This window comes from Rhodopseudomonas palustris, assembly GCF_003591005.1.
Lineage (GTDB): Bacteria > Pseudomonadota > Alphaproteobacteria > Rhizobiales > Xanthobacteraceae > Rhodopseudomonas > Rhodopseudomonas palustris_K.
On the sequence record NZ_QYYD01000009.1, the window covers coordinates 1 to 19,717 of the forward strand.

The window sequence follows — 19,717 nt, forward strand, 5'->3', positions numbered from 1 at the left end:
CCCAGCACCCGCGGTATGCGGGCTCCCCCCCCGCCCCCCGGCAATGCCCCCCGTATGCCGGCGGGTGGGGCGGCTCACCCCTTCCCGAGTCATTCCGGGGCGGCCGCCGCGCAGCGGCGGGCGAACCCGGAATCTCGCGCGGTGAAGCACCGTGCCGAACACCATCGAGATTCCGGGTTCGCGCAGCTTCGCTGCGCGCCCCGGAATGACTCGCGGAGGGGACAGTGGATCAACGAGAGGCTATCCGCCGATCAGCGCCAGCCACTCATCCTCGGTCAGCACGGCGACGCCGAGGTCTTTCGCTTTGGTGAGTTTCGAGCCGGCGTCCTCGCCGGCGACGACGTAGTCGGTCTTCTTCGACACCGAGCCGGCCACCTTGGCGCCGAGACGCTCCGCGGCGGCCTTGGCTTCGTCGCGGGTGAATTTCGACAGCGAGCCGGTGAACACCACGGTCTTGCCGGCGACGGCGGTGTCGCGCTTGACCTTCTCGGCGGGCAGCACCTCGGTCAGTTCGGCAAGCAGCGCATCGAGCGCAGCGCGATTGCGGGTCTCGGCGAAGAACTCGACCACCGCCTCGGCGACGACGTCGCCGATGCCGCCGATGTTGTCGAGATCCTGATAGGCCTCGGACGTATTGCCCTCCTCGGTCTGCGCGTCGGCAGCGGCGCGCATCGCGTCGAGGAAGGCGTCGAGCGTGCCGTAGTGCCGCGCCAGCAGCTTGGCGTTGCCTTCGCCGACATGGCGGATGCCGAGCGCAAAAATCAGCCGGTGCAGTTCGATGGTCCGGCGCGCATCGATCGCGGCGAACAGATTGCGCACCGAGGTCTCGCCATAGCCTTCGAGTTGCTCGATCTTCAGCTCGGCATTGCGCGCCTTCAGCGTGAAGATGTCCGCCGGCTCCTGCACCCAGCCGCGCTCGTGGAACAGCTCGATCTGCTTCTCGCCGAGGCCGTCGATATCGAACGCCAGCCGCGAGACGAAATGCTTCAGCCGCTCTACCGCCTGCGCCGGGCAGATCAGCGCGCCGGTGCAGCGCCACACCGCCTCGCCTTCCTCACGCACGGCATGGCTGCCGCACACCGGGCATTTGTGCGGGAAGTGATACGGCTTGGCCGACGCCGGCCGCTTCTCCATCACCACGCTGACGATCTGCGGAATGACGTCGCCGGCGCGCTGCACCACGACGGTGTCGCCTTCGCGGATGTCTACGCCGTCGCGCAGCGGCGCGCCGTCATTGCCGAGGCCCTTGATGTAGTCCTCGTTGTGCAGCGTGGCGTTCTGCACCACCACGCCGCCGACCGTCACCGGCTGCAGACGCGCCACCGGCGTCATCGCGCCGGTGCGGCCGACCTGGATGTCGATCTTCTCCAGCACGGTCGTCGCCTGCTCGGCGGCGAATTTATGCGCGATTGCCCAGCGCGGCGAGCGCGACACGAAGCCGAGCCGCTCCTGATAGTCGAGCCGGTCGACTTTGTAGACGACGCCGTCGATGTCGTAGGGCAGCGACGCGCGCTGCTCGCCGATGCGGCGATAGAAGGCGAGCGCGTCCTCGACGCTATGGCACTGCGTGATCTCGGGATTGACCACGAAGCCGGCGTGACCCAGCCACTGCAGCATCTTGTGCTGGGTCGGTTCTTTCATCGGGTAGTCGCTCATCTCGCCCCACGCATAGGCGAAGAATCTCAGCGGCCGCGACGCGGTGATCGCCACGTCCTTCTGCCGCAAGGAGCCCGCGGCAGAATTTCGCGGATTGGCGAACACGGTGTCGCCGGCTTCCTCCTGGCGCCTGTTGAGCGCGAGAAAATCCTGCTTCAGCATGTAGACCTCGCCGCGCAGCTCGCAGGCGGCGGGGATCGCCTTGCCCTTCAGCGTGTTCGGGATGTCCTTGATGGTGCGGACATTGGCGGTGACGTCCTCGCCAGTGAAGCCGTCGCCGCGGGTGGCGGCACGCACCAGTTCGCCGTGCTCGTAGCGCAGCGACAGTGACAGCCCGTCGATCTTCGGTTCGGCCACGATCGCCGGCACCGCGTCGAGTTTGAGGAAGCGCTGCACGCGCTCCACGAACTCGGTGACGTCCTCGTCCGCGAAGGCGTTGCCCAGCGACAGCATCGGCACCGCGTGCTGCACCTTGGCAAAGCCGCGCGCCGGCGCCGCGCCGACGGTCTGGGTCGGCGACGACGCGCTGACGAGATCCGGAAACTTTTGCTCGATCTCTTCCAGCCGCCGCCGCAACGCGTCGTACTCAGCGTCCGAAATCTTCGGCGCGTCCTTCTGATAGTAAGCCGCGTTGTGCCCCTCGATCTCGAGCCGCAGCCGCGTCAGCTCGATTTTGGCCTTCGGCTTGGTGAGCTTGGCGATGTCGGCGGGGGCGATCGGTTTCTTGGCCATCATTTGTCTAGCTTGAGTTTCCGTGTTCGCGAGCTGACGCTCGCGAGAGTGCCCCGAACAGCGAGATTCCGGGTTCGCTCGCAAACGCGAGCGCCCCGGAATGACGGTGCTCTTGGCAGAACCACCTTTCCCCGAGTCATTCCGGGGCGAACGCCGCGAAGCGGCGGGCGAACCCGGAATCTCGCCGCGCGCGAGGCGCCGATGGCCTATTATGTCTATCTGCTCGCCAGCCGCAAACACGGCCCGCTGTATGTCGGCGTGACCAACGATCTCGTCCGCCGGGTCTATGAACATCGCAGCAAAGCCGTGCCGGGTTTCACCTCGCGATACAACATCACCAGGCTGGTGTGGTTCGAGCTCCACGACGACCCGATCGCCGCGATCACGCGGGAGAAGGAGCTCAAGAAATGGCGCCGCGCCTGGAAGGTGGCATTGATCGAGCGGGACAATCCGGACTGGGCCGACTTGTACGAGACGATTGCGCGATAGGGTGGGCGCCGGGTGCCCTGAACATCGGGATTCCGGGTTCGCTCGCCGCTGCGCGGCAAGCGCCCCGGAATGACGGTAATTGGGGCTTAAGTTGCGCGCGGCGCGCTCTCGGGCGTCGCATAAAGACGCGAGCGTTCAGCCGCTCCCCCCTCCCCGAGTCATTCCGGGGCGGCCGCCGCGCAGCGGCGGGCGAACCCGGAATCTCGGCCAAAGCGGCTCGCTGCGCGAGCGTCCCGGAATGACGTGCCTGGGGTGAGGCCGCCCCTACCCCGCCGCCTTGATCAGCCGGTCCGCCGCGGCTCGCGCTTCGGCCGTGATTTCCGCGCCGGCCAGCATCCGCGCGATTTCCTCGCGGCGGTGGTCCTGTTCCAGCGCGGCGACGCGGGTGGCGACGCGTTTGCCTTTGTCGAGGGCGGCTTTGGAGATCAGCAAGTGTTGGTCGGCGCGGGCGGCGACTTGTGGCGCGTGGGTGACGGCCATCACCTGCACCTTCGACGCCAGCCGCGCCAGGCGACCGCCGATCGCATCCGCGACGGCACCGCCGACGCCGGTGTCGATTTCGTCGAACACCAGGGTCGGCGCCGAGCCCTTGTCTGACAGCACCACCTTGAGCGCCAGCAGGAAGCGCGACAGCTCGCCGCCGGAGGCGACTTTCATCATCGGGCCCGGCCTGGTGCCCGGATTGGTCTGCACCCAGAACTCGACGCGGTCGATGCCCTGCGGCCCCGCCGCAGCCGCATCGGCCTCGACCTGGGTCATGAACTTGGCGCGCTCCAGCTTCAGCGGCGCCAGCTCGCCATTGACCGCCTTGTTGAGCTTCTCGGCGGCTTTGCTGCGGGCAGCGGAGAGCTTGGCGGCGGCGGCGCTGTAGCGGCCGTCCGCTTCGCCGGCGGCTTTCTCCAGCACGACCAGCCGGTCAGCGCCGGCGTCGATCAGCGCGACATCGGCGGCGTATTGCGCCGCCAGCGCCGCGAGCCCGTCGACCGGCGTCGAATATTTGCGCGCCGCGGCGCGCAGCGCGAACAGCCGCTCCTCGATCCGCTCCAGTTCGAGCGGGTCGAAATCGGCGGCGGCGAGCGCGGCGTTGAGGTGCTGATCGGCCTCTTCCAGTGCGTTGAGCGCGGTGTCGATCGCCCGCACGGCCGGCTCGATCAGCTGCGGCGCGGCGCCGGCGCGGCGTTCCAGCCGGCGCACCGCGGAGGCCAACGCGGCGACGGGCGAATGCCGGCCGCCGACCACCTCCTGCGCCTCGCGCAGGTCCGCGGCGATCTTCTCGCCCTGCATCATCGTGCTGCGGCGCTCGGCCAGCGAGGTCTCCTCGCCATCCTTGGGCGCGAGCTGCTTCAGTTCGTCGGAGGCGTGGCGCAGATAGTCGGCCTCGCGCGCCGCGCGCGCCATGCCGGCGCGGTGCTCGTCGAGCGCGGCGCGTGCACTACGGCGGCCTTCCCACAGCGCTTCCAGCGCCGCGACGTCCTTCTCCAGTCCGGCGAAGGCGTCGAGCAGCCGCCGATGGGTGGCGGCGTCGACCAGAGCGCGTTCGTCGTGCTGGCCGTGGATCTCGACCAGCGCCGCGCCGATCGTCTTCAGGGTCTGCACGCTGACCGACTGGTCGTTGATGAAGGCGCGGGTGCGGCCGTCGGCGAGTTGGACGCGGCGCAGGATCATCTCGCCGGCGTCTTCCTCGTCGCGATCATCGAGACCGTTGGCGGCCAGGATCGCAAAGGCCGGGTGGCCCTTGGCGAGATCGAAGGTGGCGGTGACCTGGCCGTGCTCGGCGCCATGGCGGACCAGCGCGGCATCGCCGCGGCCGCCGAGCGCCAGCGCAAACGCATCGAGCAAAATCGACTTGCCCGCGCCGGTCTCGCCGGTCAGCACCGCAAGGCCGCGGGAAAATTCGATGTCGAGCCGCTCGATCAACACGATATCGCGGATCGACAGGCGGGCGAGCATGTGAGGTCAGTCCTATCCGAGACCGAGCTTTTTAAAGGACTTGCTGATCCAGGAGCCCTTGTTCTCGGTGGGTTCGAGTCCACCCGACTTTACAAGAGTATAAGCGTCTTTGTACCACTTGCTGTCAGGAAAGTTGTGGCCAAGCACGGCGGCGGCGGTCTGCGCCTCGCCGACGATGCCGATCGACATATAGGCCTCGGTCAGGCGGGCCAGCGCTTCCTCGACGTGGCGGGTGGTCTGATAGCGCGTCACCACGGTCTTGAAGCGGTTGATCGCGGCGGCGTAATCGCGCTTGCTCATGTAGTAGCGGCCGACATCCATCTCCTTGCCGGCGAGCTGGTCGCGCGCGCCTTCCAGCTTCTGCTTGGCCTGGTTGGCGTATTCGGAGGTCGGATATTTGCGGATCACCTCTTCGAGCGAGGCGATCGCCTTCTCTGTGCGGCCCTGGTCGCGGGAGATGTCCGGGATCTGGTCGTAATGCGAGGCCGCGATCAGATACTGCGCATAGGCGGCGTCCGGGCTGCCGGGATGCAGCGTGACGTAGCGGGTCGCCGAGCCGATGCAGCTGTCATAGTCGCCGGCCTGATAATACGAATAGGCCGACATCAGCAGCGATTTGCGGGCCCAGTCCGAATACGGATGCTGGCGGTCGACTTCCTCGAACTTCTTGGACGCGGCCTTGAGGTCCTTGTCCTTGTTCATCAGGTACAAGCCCTCATTGTAGAGCTTGTCGGCCGGCTCGTCGTTGAACTTGTCGTCGTCCTTGGCGGTGAACTTGTCCCAGATCGCGCCGGTGCCGCAGCCGCCGAGCGGCAGCGCCAGCATCGTCAGGCTGAGCAACAGCGGAAGGCTGCGCCAAAACCGATCGCTTCCGCGCGAGTCCGACCTGTTTCGCAGTCCGAGCCGCTGTGCCGACATCAATTCCAACCTGACAAACTGGAGAACACTGCGCTCCGGCGCTCGGTCGAGCCGTGCTGGCTCGCTACCGGCCTGCCCCCGAAGCATCGATCTGGCCGCCCGGCTGTTTAGCCGAAAACGGTCGTCGGACCAACCGGGTAAGCAGCCATTCCGCCGGGAATAAGGCGACCGCGCGGCGGCGTCCAAAGGACGGCGAATGAGAGGCGCAGTGTGACGTCTATAACGGCCCCCATCCAGGGCAATCAAAACGCGCCCTTTGAAATCAAACACTTTCCCATCCGCGCGTCATGCCCGGCCTTGTGCCGGGCATCCACGCCTTGCTGACGGCAATGCAGGAAAGGCGTGGATGGCCGGGACGAGCCCGGCCGTGACGTGTGGCGACGGGAGTGCCCTCAATCTAACTCGAGCGGGGCGCGTTCCGTGGATCAGGACATGTCCGGCCCGTAGGCCGGCGCGATCATGCCGCCGACCAGACCGGTGACGGCTTCGGCTGCGCCACGGACGGCGCGGCGGGCCGGCTCGGCTTCGATCACCCGGAAGTTGGTGCGATCGGCCAGCAGCGCGGTCAGCACTGCATGGTTCAGCTTGTGGCCACCGCGGACCGAGCGATAGGCGCCCATGATCGGCAGGCCGGCCAGCGCCAGATCGCCGATCGCGTCGAGCAGCTTATGGCGGGCGCATTCGTCGGCATAGCGCAGGCCTTCGGCATTCAGCAGGCGCTCGTCGTCGAACACCACCGAATTCTCGAACGAGGCGCCGCGGGCGTAGCCCATCTCCCACAGCCGGGCGACATCGCTCATGCAGCCGAAGGTGCGGGCGCGGGCGACTTCGCGGCGGAACGCTTCCGGCTCGACGCCGAGCGTGTAGCTCTGCTGACCGATCACCGGATTGGCGAAGTCGATCTCGACCTCGACGCGGAAACCGGCGGCATGCGGCCGCAGCTCGCCAACCGATTGGCCGTGCGCAACGCGCACCGGCTTGAGAACCTGAATATAGCGGCGCGGCGCGGACTGTTCGCGGATACCGGCCTGGTCGATGGCGGCGACGAACGGGGCGGCGCTGCCGTCCATGATCGGCACTTCGGCGCCGTCGACTTCGATGGTCGCGTTGTCGACACCCATGCCGCGCAATGCAGCCAGAACGTGTTCGGCGGTGGAGACCAGCGGGCCGTTGCTGTCGCCCAGCACGGTGGCAAGCTCGGTGGCCACCACCGATTTGGCATTCGCCTTGATCTCGCGGTCGGCGCCGTCGAGGCCGGTGCGGACAAAAATATAACCCGCATCGATGGATGCGGGCCCAATGGTAAGGTTGACCGGAAGGCCAGAATGGACGCCTACGCCCGTCACCGTGGCTTGCGAACGCAGCGTCGTCTGCCGGCTGAATTTCATGCGTGAACTGCCCACCAATGACCACCTGTCAGTCAGCACCGGACGGCTTTCTGATCTTGTTTCAAGATCTTGTCCGGGCGACTCGATGTGTCCCCAAGTCCCGAAAACCATAGCACTGCCCCAAAGAGCGCCAACTCACGCTTTTTTACGGATTGTTACCCCAACTCCGCCGTATTACCGCCGCCGCGGTCCAGAACTCAGACGCAATGATGGCAGAAGGTGATCCCTACCGGCCTGCTACGATCTCGAAATACCCTTTAAAATCAATTACCTAAAAACGTCCGACGGGTTTGCAGCGCACAACAAAATGGCCCCGGAGGTGTTCCTCCGGGGCCCTGTAACAGTCCGAAATGTGGCAGGCGATCACGTCGCCTGGCGGCGCAGGAACGCCGGGATATCGAGATGGTCGTCACCCTGTGGCGCTTGCGCAACAGGCGCTGGACGGCCGTGGATATCGAGGCCCTGCGGGCGCTTGGCATATTCCGACACCGGATCATGGCCCATCTGCTCGGCGACGCTGCGCTGCGGCCGACGCTCCGGCAGCGGCGGCATCTGCGGCACCGCCGGCGCAGCGGCGACCCGCACCGGCGCGGCCGGCTCGGCTTCGTCGTCGCGGCGGCTGAGGCCGTTGGCCAGCCGCTGCAGCAGCGACAGCCGGGTCTTCTGCGGCTCGTCGTCGGTCTCGCCGCGGGCGGCCTGACGGATCTCGTTCTGGGCCGGCACCGGCAGTTCGTCGAACCGCGGCATCCGCGGCGCGCGCAGAGCGGCGCGGTCGGGCTGCTGCGGAATGAACGAATCCGGGGTCTCCGGCTCTTCCGACACCGCGCGAGTCTGCTCCATGTCGGGGAACAGCGACGGCTTCTGCGGGATCGGGCGAACCGTGACGTCGCCATAGGCGGCCGGCTGCACCGGGGCCTGCGCGACCTGCGGGGCCGGCATCTGCTCGGTGCTGACCGCGGCGGCGATCGCCGCCAGCGCGGCGCGCTCGACGTTCGGGTTGCGGGCCACCGGAGCCGGCGCGACCGGAGCCTGCGCCGCGCGGGCGGCGGCGGCTTCGGCGATGCGCTGGTTGTCGGCGCGAAGCTTGGCAGTCAGTTCAGCCAGACGGCTGTCCGCCGGCGCAGCAGCCTGGGCAGCCGCGCCGGCCGCGGCTGCGTTCCGCGACAACTGATCCTTCTCAATGCCGGTCGCCACGACCGACACGCGGATGATGCCATCGAGGCTCTCGTCGAAGGTGGCGCCGACGATGATGTTGGCGTCCTGGTCGACTTCCTCGCGGATGCGGGTGGCGGCTTCGTCGACTTCGAACAGCGTCAGGTCCTTGCCGCCGGTGATCGAGATCAGCAGGCCGCGGGCACCCTTCATCGAGGAGTCGTCGATCAGCGGGTTGGCGATCGCGGCTTCGGCGGCGGTCAGCGCGCGCTTCTCGCCGGAGGCTTCGCCGGTACCCATCATCGCCTTGCCCATCTCGCGCATCACGGCGCGGACGTCGGCGAAGTCGAGGTTGATCAGGCCTTCCTTGACCATCAGGTCGGTGATGCAGGCGACGCCGGAATACAGCACCTGGTCGGCCATCGCGAAGGCGTCGGCGAAGGTGGTCTTCTCATTGGCGACCCGGAACAGATTCTGATTCGGGATGATCAGCAGCGTGTCGACGACTTTGTGCAACTCGGTGATGCCGGACTCCGCGGTCCGCATCCGGCGTGCGCCTTCGAAGTGGAACGGCTTGGTCACCACGCCGACGGTCAGGATGCCCATCTCGCGTGCGGCCTTGGCGATCACCGGCGCGGCGCCGGTGCCGGTGCCGCCGCCCATGCCGGCGGTGACGAACACCATGTTGGCGCCGGTGAGGTGATCGCGAATCTCATCAATGACTTCCTGCGCTGCAGCGGAGCCGACGTCGGGCTGCGAGCCGGCGCCGAGGCCCTGGGTCACCTGGGTGCCCATCTGGATCAGCCGCTGCGCCTTCGACATCGTCAGCGCTTGCGCGTCGGTGTTGGCGACCACGAAATCAACGCCGTCGAGGCCGGCGGTGATCATGTTGTTGACCGCATTGCCGCCGGCGCCGCCGACGCCGAACACGGTGATGCGGGGCCGCAGCTCGCGAATGTCAGGAACGTTGAGATTGATGGTCATGGTTGCCTCTCGATTACGCGCGCGTTGGTTCGTTGAGTCCCCGGCAAACGGCCTGGACAATCTGTGATGGCGGAAGGGGGCGGAAAAGAGTCATCAGAAGCCCTCACGCAGCCAGCGGCCGACTTTGCCGAAGTAACCGGCCTGATCGGCACCGCGAATGGGACGGGCATGCCGTGGCTCGATGTGCTCCAGATGGGCGTATTGCGGATACACCAATAGGCCGGTGGGAACCGCGAAGGATGCGCTCTTGGCTTCGGTCGGAAGCCGGCCGAAGCCGAGCGGACGGCCGACCCGCACTGGGCGGCCGAGAATGCGAGTGGCGAGTTCGGGAATGCCGGTGAGCTGCGACGCGCCGCCGCTCAGAACCACGCGGGCGCGCGGCTCAGCAGCAAACGGCGAATCCGCCAGCCGGTCCCTGACCATCTCAAAAATCTCCTCGGCCCGATGCCGAATGATGTTCGCAATCGTGGCGCGGGAGATGAGCTGGGGTGTGTCCCGCTCATTGTCTCCGGCGGCCGGGATCGTCATCAGTTCGCGCGCATCAGAACCGCCGGTTAGTACCGTGCCATATAACGTCTTGATTCGCTCGGCATCCGCAATGCAGGCGCTGAGGCCGCGGGCGAGATCCATCGTGATGTGGTGACCGCCGAGCGCGAAGCCGCTGGCATGCACGAAGCGGCCGCCCGAATAGATCGCCATCGTGGTGGTGCCCGCCCCCATCTCGATCAACGCGGCGCCGAGATCGGCTTCGTCGTCGGTCAGCACCGAGAGACCTGCGACGTAAGGACTCGCCGCCATCGCCTCGACGTTGAGATGGCAGCGCTCGACCGCCAGCATGATGTTCTTGGCGACGGTGGCGTCGGAGGTGACGACGTTCATGTCGACGCCGAACTGCCGCGCCACCATGCCCTTCGGATCGCGGATGCCCTTGACGCCGTCGAGCGTGTAGCCGACCGGCAGCGCGTGCAGCACGGCGCGGCCGGGCGCGGTCGCGTGATGCATGCCGGTCGACGTCACGCGGCTGACATCGTCGGCGTTGACCGCGCCGCCCTTGATATCGGCCGCGGCTTCGATCAGCTGGCCCTGCAGCCGGCCCGCGGACACCGAGAGCAGAACGGATTCGACCCGCACCTTGGCCATGCGCTCGGCGAGCGCGACGGCATGGCGGATCGCCTTCTCGCATTCGACCATGTCGACCACGGCACCGGCCTTGACGCCGCGCGACTGGATCTGGCTGTAGCCGACCAGTTCGATGGCGTGGCTGCGGCCGCGCAGCGCGTCCTTCGGCGGCGACGGCTTGAGCCGTGCGATCATGCAGGCGATCTTGCTGGTGCCGATGTCCAGCGACGCCACCATGGCGGTTCGATGCGGCGGCATCGGGCGGGTCTTCGGGGTCTGGGTGCGATCGAAGCCGGTCACGCGTCACCAGCCTTCTTTTTGGACTTCTTGTCCTTGAACAGCTCTTCGCGCGCCTTGGCGGCGGCGTCGGACAGCCGCACCGTGAGCCGGTCGGGCAACCGCATGTCGATCGTGGTGATGTCGCGCGAGAACAGCTTGTCCTCCTGATCGAGCCTGGTCAGCGTCGCCAGCGAATTGCCGACCTCGTGCTCCGGCAGGCGGATGACCAGGCCGGTGCTCAGCCAGATATTCCAGCGCCGCTCGCCGACCAGCGCGATTGCGCGGATCTGCGGCTTCACCTGCGGATAGCGATCGAGCAGCGCAAGGAAGTCCTTGGCACGGGCCTCGGCGCCCTTGCCGACAACCAGAGGCAGCGACATGAAGCGCTTCGCCACATACGGCTCGAGCACGGCGCCGTCGTCGGCGATCACCACGGTGCGTCCGTCGAGCTGCCAGCGTGCAAACGCGGTGCGCTCGACGATGTCGATCTGCAACTCACCCGGATAGAATTTCAGCACCGTGGCGTCGGCAATCCACGGATTGGCCTTCAACCGGTCGCGCACCGCCGCGGCGTCGAGAAACAGCAGCGAAGAGCGGCCGGTGACGCCGCCGATCGCCAGCACTTCGTCCTGCGTCAGCTGCTTGCGCCCGGCGATCGCGACCTGATGGATGCGGAAGCCGGCAATGTTGGCGACGGCATTGCGGGCGTCGTCGAGGCCCTGCACGAACTCGTCGACATGGCCGCCCTTGACGATGCCGAGGCCGGCGCTGCCGAGCAGGATGAACAGCGTCGCGACCACGCCGATCCGCCGCGGCGTATACCGCTCCAGCGTGGCGATGAAACCGTCTGCAGGCTCGGGACGAACCAGGCGGGCCGGACGCGCCGGCTGTGCTTGCGCCCGTTTGCGGCGCGCCCAGCGATGGCGCAGCAGTGCGACGATCGCCGCCGCGACCGCTTTCAGATCAGACTGAAACCCCGACAGTCGCGACGACCGGGCGAGGCGCCCTCCACCATCCATTGCACAAGCTCATACACGTTAGGCCCGCAACCAACCGGGCTCAGGCGCAGGACGTCTCGGTGCGCGGGAATCGATCGCGGGACGGAATGTCCGCCCGGTCGCGCCTCGGCAGCCGAGCGCCAATATGCGCGGCCAGCGTTAACCTTCGGCCCTACTGGTAAACAAAAAGTAAAGACCGCCGACTCATGGCGGGATTTGTTGCGTTTGATGAGGGATTTGGCGGCTGCAGCGGCAATTCTGCAGCGGATCCGCGGCGCTCTCGCGGCGCGGTCGTTAACGCCGCACGGCACGCTCCGCCAAAGCGATCTGCCCGTGCATGAAGTCTGTGAAGGCGATCCCCTGCGCCGCGAGCGCCTTGGGATAGAGGGACGCCTTGGTCAGCCCCGGCAGCGTGTTGGTTTCGAGAAAGATCGGCCCATCGGCGGCGACGATGAAATCGGAGCGCGAATAGCCGCGGCAGCCCATCACCCGATGCGCCTTGACGGCGTAATCCATGATCACCGCCGAGACCTCCGGGGCGAACCTGCCCGGACAGATCTCCTGGGTGGATTTGGCGAGATATTTCGCCGTGTAGTCGAAGCCGCCGTCGGCTGGCACGATCTCGATGGGAGGCAGCGCCAGCAGCGCGCCATCCGCCTGCTCCAGCACGCCGCAGGTCGCCTCGATGCCCGAGACGAACGGCTCGATCAGATAGTCTTCGGTCCTGGCGGCATCGCGCACCGCGACCAGATCCTGCCTGGCGTTGATGAAGAACAGCCCGTAACTTGAGCCGTCGCGCGTCGGCTTGGCGATCAGCCGGCCGTGTGCCTCGAGCGCGGTTTCGGCTTCGGCCAGCGTGACACTGGAGGGCGCGCGCACGCCGGCGATCGCGGCGAAGCGCTTGGCCGCGACCTTGTCGAACGCCAGATGCGAGGCCGCGGCGCCGGAGCCGGTGAACGGCACCGCACGCATCTCGCACATCGCCTGCAATTCGCCGTTCTCGGCGACGCCGCCGTGCAAGCCGAGCACCAGCAGCCGTTGTTCGGCAGCGGCCCGGTCGAGCGCTTCGACCAGCGTGCCGAGCGCCGGCGCTGTCGGCTGGAAAGCCTCTTCGAACGGCCTGGTGTGAGCCAGCAGCGCCTGCGGCGTCACCGCGTAGACGCGGTCGTCGGCATCCCAGAACCAAAGATCGGCGTCCGGCAGCGCGGTGTGCAGCGCCTGCGCGGACGCGACCGACACCAGCCGCTCCTTGCTGGTGCCACCGAAAAGTATCGTCTGTCGCATCGATGGGTCCGCCGGGCGTCCGTGTTGAGTCGATCTGGTCCGTGCAGCGCGGGCCGGCGCGGACGCAATCTCTCCGATTTGGCTGATTCGGAGAAGCCGCCGAAGGGCGCTTAAGAACCAGTGACGTCGCGGCATCCGTCAGCGCGCGCGGCGCAGGCAGACAAATCCCCAGCCGAGCAGCACCACGATCGCCGGCGTCGCCAGCCCCACCACTCGCAGCGGGTGCCACACCCCGCCCTCGGTCGCGACCATGCCGAGCCACATCACGCCGGCCCAGGCGATCAGTGTCGGCACGGCCGTGACCTTGCCGCTGCGCCGCCATGCGTCGAGTTGCACCACGGCGACCAGCGGCGCCACGAAGGCGACGTAGTTCGGCTGCGACACCGACAGCAGCACCGGCAACGCCGCGCAGACGATCGCGCCGCCGATCAGCAGCGCATCGGAGACCGCCGGCTGCGGACCCCGCAGCCGCCAGAACCGGCCATGCCCGATCCACAACAAGGCGCCGATGAACACCGCATCGAACGCCAGCTGACCGACCGTCGCGAACGCCGGCAGCTTGTCGTCGACCGGCAGGCCCCAGGCGCCGATCCGCGCCAGCATCGCGCCGATGCTCAGCATATCGTACGAAGTGAAGGTGATCTCGGCGGCGATCTTGTCGTTCGGCGTGCCGGTGAAGATGCCGCTGAGATGCTGTGTCCACATTGCCGTGTAGAGCTTCACCACTTCGGCCGGGCCGAGGCACAGCACCGGCACCACGAACAGAAACACTGCACTGAAGCCCGCCGTCGCGAGCAGAGTCTTCACGTCCCGACGCAGCACCGGAAACAGCAGCAGCACCAGCGGAAACAGTTTGATGGTGAAGCCCAGCGCCAGCGCCAGCGCGGCGCTGTAAATCCGGCCGCGCACATACAAGATGAGAAACGCCACCATCGTGAGCAGGATGAGCGCACTGGGCTGACCGCGGCCGAACCCGTCGCCGATGAACGGCATCAGCGCCGCGATCGGGCCGAGCCGCAGCATCCACCAGCCGCTCCACGCAGTCTGCGTAAGCGCCGGCACGCCGCGCTCGAGCGCCCTCGCCCACCAATCGACCGCCAACAGCAGCGCCGCGACGCTGAACGCGTACCAGACCGCGACCGACATCGGCAGCGGCATCGCCCAGGCCGGCCGCGGATAGCCGTCGAGCGGGTGGCCGAACGGCCCCATCAGCAGCGCGAACAAGGGCGGGTAGTGATAGGTCCAGCCGTGATGATCGGCGACCTCGTAGAGCGGATAGCCGGTCCATACCGCCCATCCGGCGCGGAAGAACACCTGAACGTCGCCGAAGCCGTGCACGGCCGAACGCTTCACCACGATCGGCAGATAGATGCACAGCGCCAGCACCACGCCGGCGATCATGGCGATCTCGTACCAGTGCAGATGTCGCAGGCGCGGCGCGAATTGTCGTTGCAACAGGAGCGCTCCAGTCCGTCGGCCCGGGGGATGCCACGCCGGCCCGGCAGAACCATGGCGTCGATGCGTCAACTTACGTGAAGGTCGCGGCGCTCCACAATCTGGACCACCCCTGCATTTAAGCAGCGGAGGGCTGCTTTGTTGTGGCTTTCCACGTCGCTGTTCTGTGCAGCAGCCGAGGTGGACGAGTGCGATCAATCGGGCCAATGTCCGCCGCGTCAAGAGCGAGACGCACCGCTCGATTCGCTGCACGAATTCTGAGCAGCAGTCCGAACGACGAATTGACGGGAACCACGATGATCAGGGCTTGGCTCGACCTCTCCACCACCGGCACCTTCGTGACGCTGGCGCTGCTGTATTACGGCGTCGCTTTCGCACTCGTCCTTGTGACTTTCGTCTCGCCGGCGCGTGGCCCGATCTCCAAGCTCAACGGCGTCGTTGCCCCGTTCTTTTCGTCGGTTGCCGTGCTGTTCAGCCTGCTCACCGGCTTCCTCGGCTACGAAGTGACCGAACGCAACCGCCGGGCCACCAGCGCGGTGCAGAGCGAGGCCGGCGAACTGCAGAACCTCTACACGCTGAGCGTCGCGTCGGTTACCGACATGCACAACATCCGGATCGCACTGAAAGATTACGCCAGATCGGTGGTGCGAGAGGAGTGGCCGGCCTCGCGCGGCGACAGCGCTCCGGCCACGACCGAGGCTTACGACGAACTTCTGACGCAGCTCAGCGACCCCGGCATCAGCCGTGATGCGAGCGCGGCGGTTCACGTCGCGATGCTGAGCGCGGCGGTCCGGGTCGGGACTGCGCGCAACTCGCGGCTCAGCCTGTCGACGGACCGCACCAGCGAGCTGAAATGGATTTCGGTGCTGCTGCTCGGCATCATCACCCAGGTTGCGCTGACGCTGGTGCATCTGGAGAAGCCGCGGGCGATGGCCGCCGCGCTAACGGTCTTCGCGACCGGAGCCGTCGTGGCGCTCGGACTCATCGCCCTGCAGGAGGATCCGTTCAGCGGCGTGTTCCGGGTCTCATCGGCGCCGCTCGAACACGTCATCACGCTGCCGGACACGCCGACCTTGCCGCCGTCGGCACAGCCACCGGTGAAGCCATCACCGCCACCGGCCGCGAAGTAATCGCTAGTCAGCGCGCGGCGGCGACGCCGATGCGCTTGATCTCCCACTGCAGCTCGACGCCGGACTGCGCCTTGACGCGCTCGCGCACGGTCTCGCCCAGCGTCTCGATATCGGCGGCGGTGGCCTCGCCGGTGTTGATCAGGAAGTTGCAGTGCATTTCGGAGACCTGTGCGCCGCCGATCCTGAGCCCGCGGCAACCGGCGGCGTCGATCAGCTTCCAGGCGCTGTGACCCGGCGGATTCTTGAAAGTGGAGCCGCCGGTCTTCTCGCGGATCGGCTGCGCCATTTCGCGATGCGCCTGCACCTCGTTCATCTTGGCGCGGATCGCGTCGGATGACGCCGGCGTCCCGCGAAACCGCGCGGATGTGAAGATCAGTCCGGCATCCGCGCCGCTGTGCCGGTACGAGAACTGCATCGCCGCATTGTCGAGGACATGAACGCGGCCGCTGCGATCGACCGCGGTGGCATCGATCAGCACCTCGCGCGTTTCGCGGCCATTGGCGCCGGCGTTCATGCGGAGCGCGCCGCCGATCGTACCGGGAATTCCGTAGTAGAATTCGAGCCCGCCGAGACCGGCCGCAGCCGCCGTCTCGGCGACACGCTTGTCCAGCGTCGCAGAGCCGGCGTGCACCACCTCGCCGTCGGCGCGGACGTCGCCGAAGCCGCGCGGCGCCAGCCGGATCACCACGCCCGGCAGGCCGCCGTCGCGCACGATCAGATTGGAGCCGACGCCGATGCACAGCGCCGGCACGTCGGCGGGCAAGCGCGACAGGAAGTAACCAAGGTCCTCCACATCCGCTGGCGTGAACAACACCTGCGCCGGCCCGCCGACCCGAAACCACGTCAGCGGCGCCAGCGGCTCGTTAGCCAGCAACCGCCCACGTAGTTCCGGCATCGCGGCTTTCAGATCAGGAGTGATGTCCGGAAAGCTCATGACGTTGCAGCCAAAGGCGTGGATGGCCGGGACAAGCCCGGCCATGACGGAGCTAAGTTAAATCTGCTATCATCACCCCGAACACTCACCCAACCACTCTTAAAACAACCTCTCAACTCGTCATGGCCGGGCTTGTCCCGGCCATCCACGCCTTGCGGAGCTTCGGCATGGCCGGCGGCTGTGTTTACATCCTCACCAACCGCCCCAACGGCGTCTTGTATGTCGGTGTGACCAGCGACCTTGTGAAGCGCGTGTACGAGCACCGTGCCGGCTTCGTCGACGGTTTCACGAAGCGTTACGGCTTGAAGCGCCTGGTGTACTTCGAGCGTTTCGACGACATCCGCACTGCCATCCAGCGCGAACATACCATCAAGCATTGGCCGCGTGAATGGAAGGTCCGCAAGATCGAGGCCGACAATCCTGACTGGGACGACTTGTATCCGGTGATAGCTCGTTGAAGGCGTGGATGGCCGGGACAAGCCCGGCCATGACGGGCTGAGAGGTGGTACTTTCGACACGGCTTCCCAGACCCTGCGGTCAGCTCCGGAGAGAACCCAAAAACGTTCGTCATGGCCGGGCTCGTCCCGGCCATCCACGCCTTGCAGCGTCGCGGCCATCAGCCGAGCGCCTTGAGTTCGCCGGGGAGCGCGTAGGCCCATTGGGTGATGTTGCCGGCGCCGAGGCAGACGACGTAGTCGCCATCCTTGGCCACACCGGCGACGACGCCGGCGAGCGAGGCGGAATCCTGCAGCGGGATGACTTCGCGGTGGCCGTGGGCGCGCAGGCCGAGCACGAAGTGATCGCGGTCGATGCCCTCGATCGGCGCCTCGCCGGCCGGATAGACGTCGGCGACGATCACGGTGTCGGCGTCGTTGAAGCAGGTGCAGAATTCTTCGAAAAGCGACTGCAGGCGGGTGAAGCGATGCGGCTGCACCACGGCGATCACCTTGCCGGAGGTCGACTGCCGCGCCGCCTTCAGCACCGCGGCGATCTCGACCGGGTGGTGACCATAGTCGTCGATGATGGTGACTCCGTTCCAATCGCCGGTCTTGGTGAAGCGCCGGCGCACGCCGCCGAAGCCGGCCAGCGCCTTGCGGATGGTGTCGTCGGACAGGCCGAGCTCGTGCGCCACGGCGATTGCCGCTGTCGCGTTGAGCGCATTGTGGCGCCCCGGCATCGGCACGCGGAGATCGCCGATTTCATGCGCGGTGCCGGCCTTGCGGTCGCGGAATGCGACCTTGAAGGTCGAGCCGGCGCCCGACGGCTCGAGGTCGAGCAGCCGCGCATCGGCCTGCGGGTTTTCGCCGTAAGTGATGATGCGGCGATCCTCGATCTTGCCGACCAGCGCCTGCACCACCGGATGATCGATGCACATCACCGCGAAGCCGTAGAACGGCACATTCTCGACGAAGGCGCGAAAAGCATCCTGGACAGCGTCGAAGGTCTTGAAGTGATCGAGATGTTCGGGATCGACATTGGTGACGATGGCGACATCGGCCGGCAGCTTGAGGAAAGTGCCGTCGCTTTCGTCGGCCTCGACCACCATCCAGTCTCCGGCGCCGAGCCGCGCATTGGTGCCGTAGGCGTTGATGATGCCGCCGTTGATCACGGTCGGGTCGAGCTCGCCGGCGTCGAGCAGCGCCGCGACCATCGAGGTCGTGGTGGTCTTGCCGTGGGTGCCGGCGATCGCGACGCAGCTCTTCAGCCGCATCAGCTCGGCCAGCATCTCGGCGCGCCGCACTACCGGAATGCGCTGCGCCCGCGCCGCCAACAGTTCCGGATTGTCGCGCTTGATCGCAGTCGAAACCACCAGCACGTCGGCGCCGGTAATGTTGTCGGCCTGGTGGCCGACATGGATCTGGATGCCCTTTTCGCGCAGCCGGTTGACGTTGGCGCTGTCGGAGGCGTCCGAGCCCTGCACGGTGTAGCCGAGGTTGCACAGCACCTCGGCGATGCCGCTCATGCCGATGCCGCCGATCCCGACGAAGTGAATGGGTCCGATCTCGCGCGGCAGTCTCATGGGGCAAGTCTCTCAGGGTCGGTCAGCAGGCCCGGGCCGGGCCGCGACGATTCAGGGCACTTCATGCAAGACGAGGATGGCCGCGACAAGCCCGGCCGGGACAAAAGCGCGGGACCGCGCTCCGCTCAGACCCGCGCCACCCGCATGACCAGATCGGCGAGCCGGTCGGCGGCGTCGAGCCGGCCGACCGTGCGGGCGGCGGTGGCCATGGCGGGCAGTTTGGCGGGGTCGGCGGCCAACGCGGTGATCTCGGCGGCGAGGCGTTCGGGGGTGAAATCAGCTTGCACGATGCGGATTGCAGCGCCGGCATCGGCCAGCACGCCGGCATTGGCGAACTGGTCCTGATCGAGCGCTCCGGGAAGCGGTACCAGGATGGAGGGGCGGCCGACCGCGCCGAGTTCGGCGACGGTGCCGGCGCCGGAACGGGACACCACCAGCTGGCTGGCGGCCAGCCGCGCCGGCAGGTCGGTGAAGAACGGCGCCAGCTCGCAGGTCAGCTTCAGCCGGTCATAGACCGCCCTCACCCGCGCCATGTCTTCCTCGCGGACCTGCTGGGTCAGCACCAGCCGGGCCTGCAGCTCGGGGTCGAGCCGCTCGAGCGCGCCGGGGACGATATCAGCCATCACCCGGGCGCCCTGGCTGCCGCCGACCACGAGCAGCCGCAGCGGCCCGGCCGGATCGAGCGGCGCGAACGGCACCGCGGCGGCGGCGAGGATCGCCGGGCGCATTGGCGTGCCGGTGGTGGTCGTCTTGCCGGCGAGCGCCGGATCGCGGTCGAGCACGCCGGGCAGCGAGGTGGCGATCGCGCTGACGCGCTTCGACAGCAACCGGTTGGCGCGGCCCATCACCGCATTGGCGTCGTGGATCAGCGTCGGGATTTTGAGCGCGCGCGCCGCGAACAGCGGCGGCAGCGTCGGATAGCCGCCGAAGCCGATCACCGCGGCCGGCTTTCGCTGCAGCATCAGCGCCATCGCCTTGGCGGTGCCGGCGCCGAGCATCAGCCCGGTGCGGGCCAGCGCCCACGGCGTCTTGCCCCGCACCGTCTCGCTCGGCACCACGTCGATCATGTCGGCGGAGAATAGCCCGCTGTAGCGCATCGCGCGGCTGTCGGTGACCAGCCGAACGCGCAGCCCGCGCTTCATCAGCACGACGCCAAGCGCCTCGGCGGGAAACAGATGGCCGCCGGTGCCGCCTGCGGCGAGGAGGATCAGGGGCGCGTCGCTCATGGC

At 67.3% G+C, this 19,717-nt stretch carries 15 protein-coding genes; 3 read left to right on the top strand and 12 right to left on the bottom strand.

Annotation, left to right across the window (positions count from 1 at the left end; genetic code table 11):
• Positions 1 to 240 precede the first annotated feature (240 nt).
• Positions 241 to 2,391 carry an NAD-dependent DNA ligase LigA gene (ligA, locus tag D4Q52_RS10130; protein ID WP_119856443.1) on the bottom strand — a complete coding sequence of 717 codons (2,151 nt, stop codon included), beginning with the start codon at positions 2,389 to 2,391 and terminating at the stop codon, positions 241 to 243.
• Between the two features lie 198 nt (positions 2,392 to 2,589).
• On the opposite strand from ligA, the gene D4Q52_RS10135 reads away from it, so the two are divergent.
• Positions 2,590 to 2,877, top strand: coding sequence for a GIY-YIG nuclease family protein (locus D4Q52_RS10135; RefSeq protein ID WP_119856444.1), 288 nt, complete (start codon positions 2,590 to 2,592; stop codon positions 2,875 to 2,877).
• A 264-nt stretch (positions 2,878 to 3,141) separates the two neighbouring features.
• Here D4Q52_RS10135 and recN read toward each other — a convergent pair whose 3' ends face one another.
• The 8 genes from recN to D4Q52_RS10175 form a co-directional block, all read right to left on the bottom strand.
• On the bottom strand, positions 3,142 to 4,827 hold the full coding sequence (gene recN / locus D4Q52_RS10140; RefSeq protein ID WP_119856445.1) for a DNA repair protein RecN: 1,686 nt from the start codon (positions 4,825 to 4,827) through the stop codon (positions 3,142 to 3,144).
• Positions 4,828 to 4,839: 12 nt separating this feature from the next.
• The gene (locus tag D4Q52_RS10145; RefSeq protein ID WP_119856604.1) at positions 4,840 to 5,745 is read right to left on the bottom strand and encodes an outer membrane protein assembly factor BamD; all 906 of its coding nucleotides are present in this window, start codon (positions 5,743 to 5,745) and stop codon (positions 4,840 to 4,842) included.
• A 425-nt stretch (positions 5,746 to 6,170) separates the two neighbouring features.
• Complete coding sequence (gene lpxC, locus D4Q52_RS10150) at positions 6,171 to 7,133, bottom strand: UDP-3-O-acyl-N-acetylglucosamine deacetylase (protein WP_119856446.1); 963 nt, start codon at positions 7,131 to 7,133, stop codon at positions 6,171 to 6,173.
• A 363-nt stretch (positions 7,134 to 7,496) separates the two neighbouring features.
• Complete coding sequence (gene ftsZ / locus D4Q52_RS10155) at positions 7,497 to 9,269, bottom strand: cell division protein FtsZ (RefSeq protein ID WP_119856447.1); 1,773 nt, start codon at positions 9,267 to 9,269, stop codon at positions 7,497 to 7,499.
• A gap of 93 nt (positions 9,270 to 9,362) precedes the next feature.
• Positions 9,363 to 10,688 (bottom strand): cell division protein FtsA, encoded by a 1,326-nt coding sequence (gene ftsA / locus D4Q52_RS10160; protein ID WP_119856448.1) that lies wholly within the window; start codon positions 10,686 to 10,688, stop codon positions 9,363 to 9,365.
• On the bottom strand, positions 10,685 to 11,686 hold the full coding sequence (locus D4Q52_RS10165; protein ID WP_119856449.1) for a cell division protein FtsQ/DivIB: 1,002 nt from the start codon (positions 11,684 to 11,686) through the stop codon (positions 10,685 to 10,687). Before D4Q52_RS10165 ends, ftsA begins: the two co-directional genes overlap by 4 nt.
• 273 nt (positions 11,687 to 11,959) lie before the next feature.
• Positions 11,960 to 12,949, bottom strand: a complete 990-nt coding sequence (locus D4Q52_RS10170; RefSeq protein ID WP_119856450.1) for a D-alanine--D-alanine ligase family protein — start codon at positions 12,947 to 12,949, stop codon at positions 11,960 to 11,962.
• 138 nt (positions 12,950 to 13,087) lie between these two features.
• Positions 13,088 to 14,404 (bottom strand): glycosyltransferase family 87 protein, encoded by a 1,317-nt coding sequence (locus D4Q52_RS10175; RefSeq protein ID WP_119856451.1) that lies wholly within the window; start codon positions 14,402 to 14,404, stop codon positions 13,088 to 13,090.
• Positions 14,405 to 14,700: 296 nt separating this feature from the next.
• Between D4Q52_RS10175 and D4Q52_RS10180 the strand changes: the two genes are divergently transcribed.
• Positions 14,701 to 15,534, top strand: a complete 834-nt coding sequence (locus tag D4Q52_RS10180) for a DUF4239 domain-containing protein (protein WP_119856452.1) — start codon at positions 14,701 to 14,703, stop codon at positions 15,532 to 15,534.
• Between the two features lie 7 nt (positions 15,535 to 15,541).
• Here D4Q52_RS10180 and murB read toward each other — a convergent pair whose 3' ends face one another.
• Positions 15,542 to 16,468, bottom strand: a complete 927-nt coding sequence (gene murB / locus D4Q52_RS10185) for a UDP-N-acetylmuramate dehydrogenase (protein ID WP_119856605.1) — start codon at positions 16,466 to 16,468, stop codon at positions 15,542 to 15,544.
• 122 nt (positions 16,469 to 16,590) lie between these two features.
• Between murB and D4Q52_RS10190 the strand changes: the two genes are divergently transcribed.
• A complete protein-coding gene (locus tag D4Q52_RS10190; protein ID WP_119856453.1) occupies positions 16,591 to 16,926 on the top strand; it encodes a GIY-YIG nuclease family protein in 336 nt (111 codons plus the stop codon).
• 158 nt (positions 16,927 to 17,084) lie between these two features.
• On the opposite strand, the gene murC is transcribed toward D4Q52_RS10190, so the two are convergent.
• Together murC and murG are read right to left on the bottom strand one after the other, a co-directional pair.
• Positions 17,085 to 18,488 carry a UDP-N-acetylmuramate--L-alanine ligase gene (gene murC / locus D4Q52_RS10195; protein ID WP_119856454.1) on the bottom strand — a complete coding sequence of 468 codons (1,404 nt, stop codon included), beginning with the start codon at positions 18,486 to 18,488 and terminating at the stop codon, positions 17,085 to 17,087.
• Positions 18,489 to 18,613: 125 nt separating this feature from the next.
• Positions 18,614 to 19,714 (bottom strand): undecaprenyldiphospho-muramoylpentapeptide beta-N-acetylglucosaminyltransferase, encoded by a 1,101-nt coding sequence (murG, locus tag D4Q52_RS10200; RefSeq protein ID WP_119856455.1) that lies wholly within the window; start codon positions 19,712 to 19,714, stop codon positions 18,614 to 18,616.
• Positions 19,715 to 19,717: the final 3 nt, after the last annotated feature.

What these genes read in the sequence shown, in the direction of transcription:
- murB (WP_119856605.1), bottom strand. Translation starts at nt 16,468, where the DNA reads ATGAGCTTTCCGGACATCACTCCTGATCTGAAAGCCGCGATGCCGGAA.
- murG (WP_119856455.1), bottom strand. Translation starts at nt 19,714, where the DNA reads ATGAGCGACGCGCCCCTGATCCTCCTCGCCGCAGGCGGCACCGGCGGC.
- D4Q52_RS10145 (WP_119856604.1), bottom strand. Translation starts at nt 5,745, where the DNA reads ATGTCGGCACAGCGGCTCGGACTGCGAAACAGGTCGGACTCGCGCGGA.
- recN (WP_119856445.1), bottom strand. Translation starts at nt 4,827, where the DNA reads ATGCTCGCCCGCCTGTCGATCCGCGATATCGTGTTGATCGAGCGGCTC.
- ligA (WP_119856443.1), bottom strand. Translation starts at nt 2,391, where the DNA reads ATGATGGCCAAGAAACCGATCGCCCCCGCCGACATCGCCAAGCTCACC.
- D4Q52_RS10170 (WP_119856450.1), bottom strand. Translation starts at nt 12,949, where the DNA reads ATGCGACAGACGATACTTTTCGGTGGCACCAGCAAGGAGCGGCTGGTG.
- D4Q52_RS10180 (WP_119856452.1), top strand. Translation starts at nt 14,701, where the DNA reads ATGATCAGGGCTTGGCTCGACCTCTCCACCACCGGCACCTTCGTGACG.
- D4Q52_RS10165 (WP_119856449.1), bottom strand. Translation starts at nt 11,686, where the DNA reads ATGGATGGTGGAGGGCGCCTCGCCCGGTCGTCGCGACTGTCGGGGTTT.
- lpxC (WP_119856446.1), bottom strand. Translation starts at nt 7,133, where the DNA reads ATGAAATTCAGCCGGCAGACGACGCTGCGTTCGCAAGCCACGGTGACG.
- D4Q52_RS10190 (WP_119856453.1), top strand. Translation starts at nt 16,591, where the DNA reads ATGGCCGGGCTTGTCCCGGCCATCCACGCCTTGCGGAGCTTCGGCATG.
- D4Q52_RS10135 (WP_119856444.1), top strand. Translation starts at nt 2,590, where the DNA reads ATGGCCTATTATGTCTATCTGCTCGCCAGCCGCAAACACGGCCCGCTG.
- murC (WP_119856454.1), bottom strand. Translation starts at nt 18,488, where the DNA reads ATGAGACTGCCGCGCGAGATCGGACCCATTCACTTCGTCGGGATCGGC.
- ftsZ (WP_119856447.1), bottom strand. Translation starts at nt 9,269, where the DNA reads ATGACCATCAATCTCAACGTTCCTGACATTCGCGAGCTGCGGCCCCGC.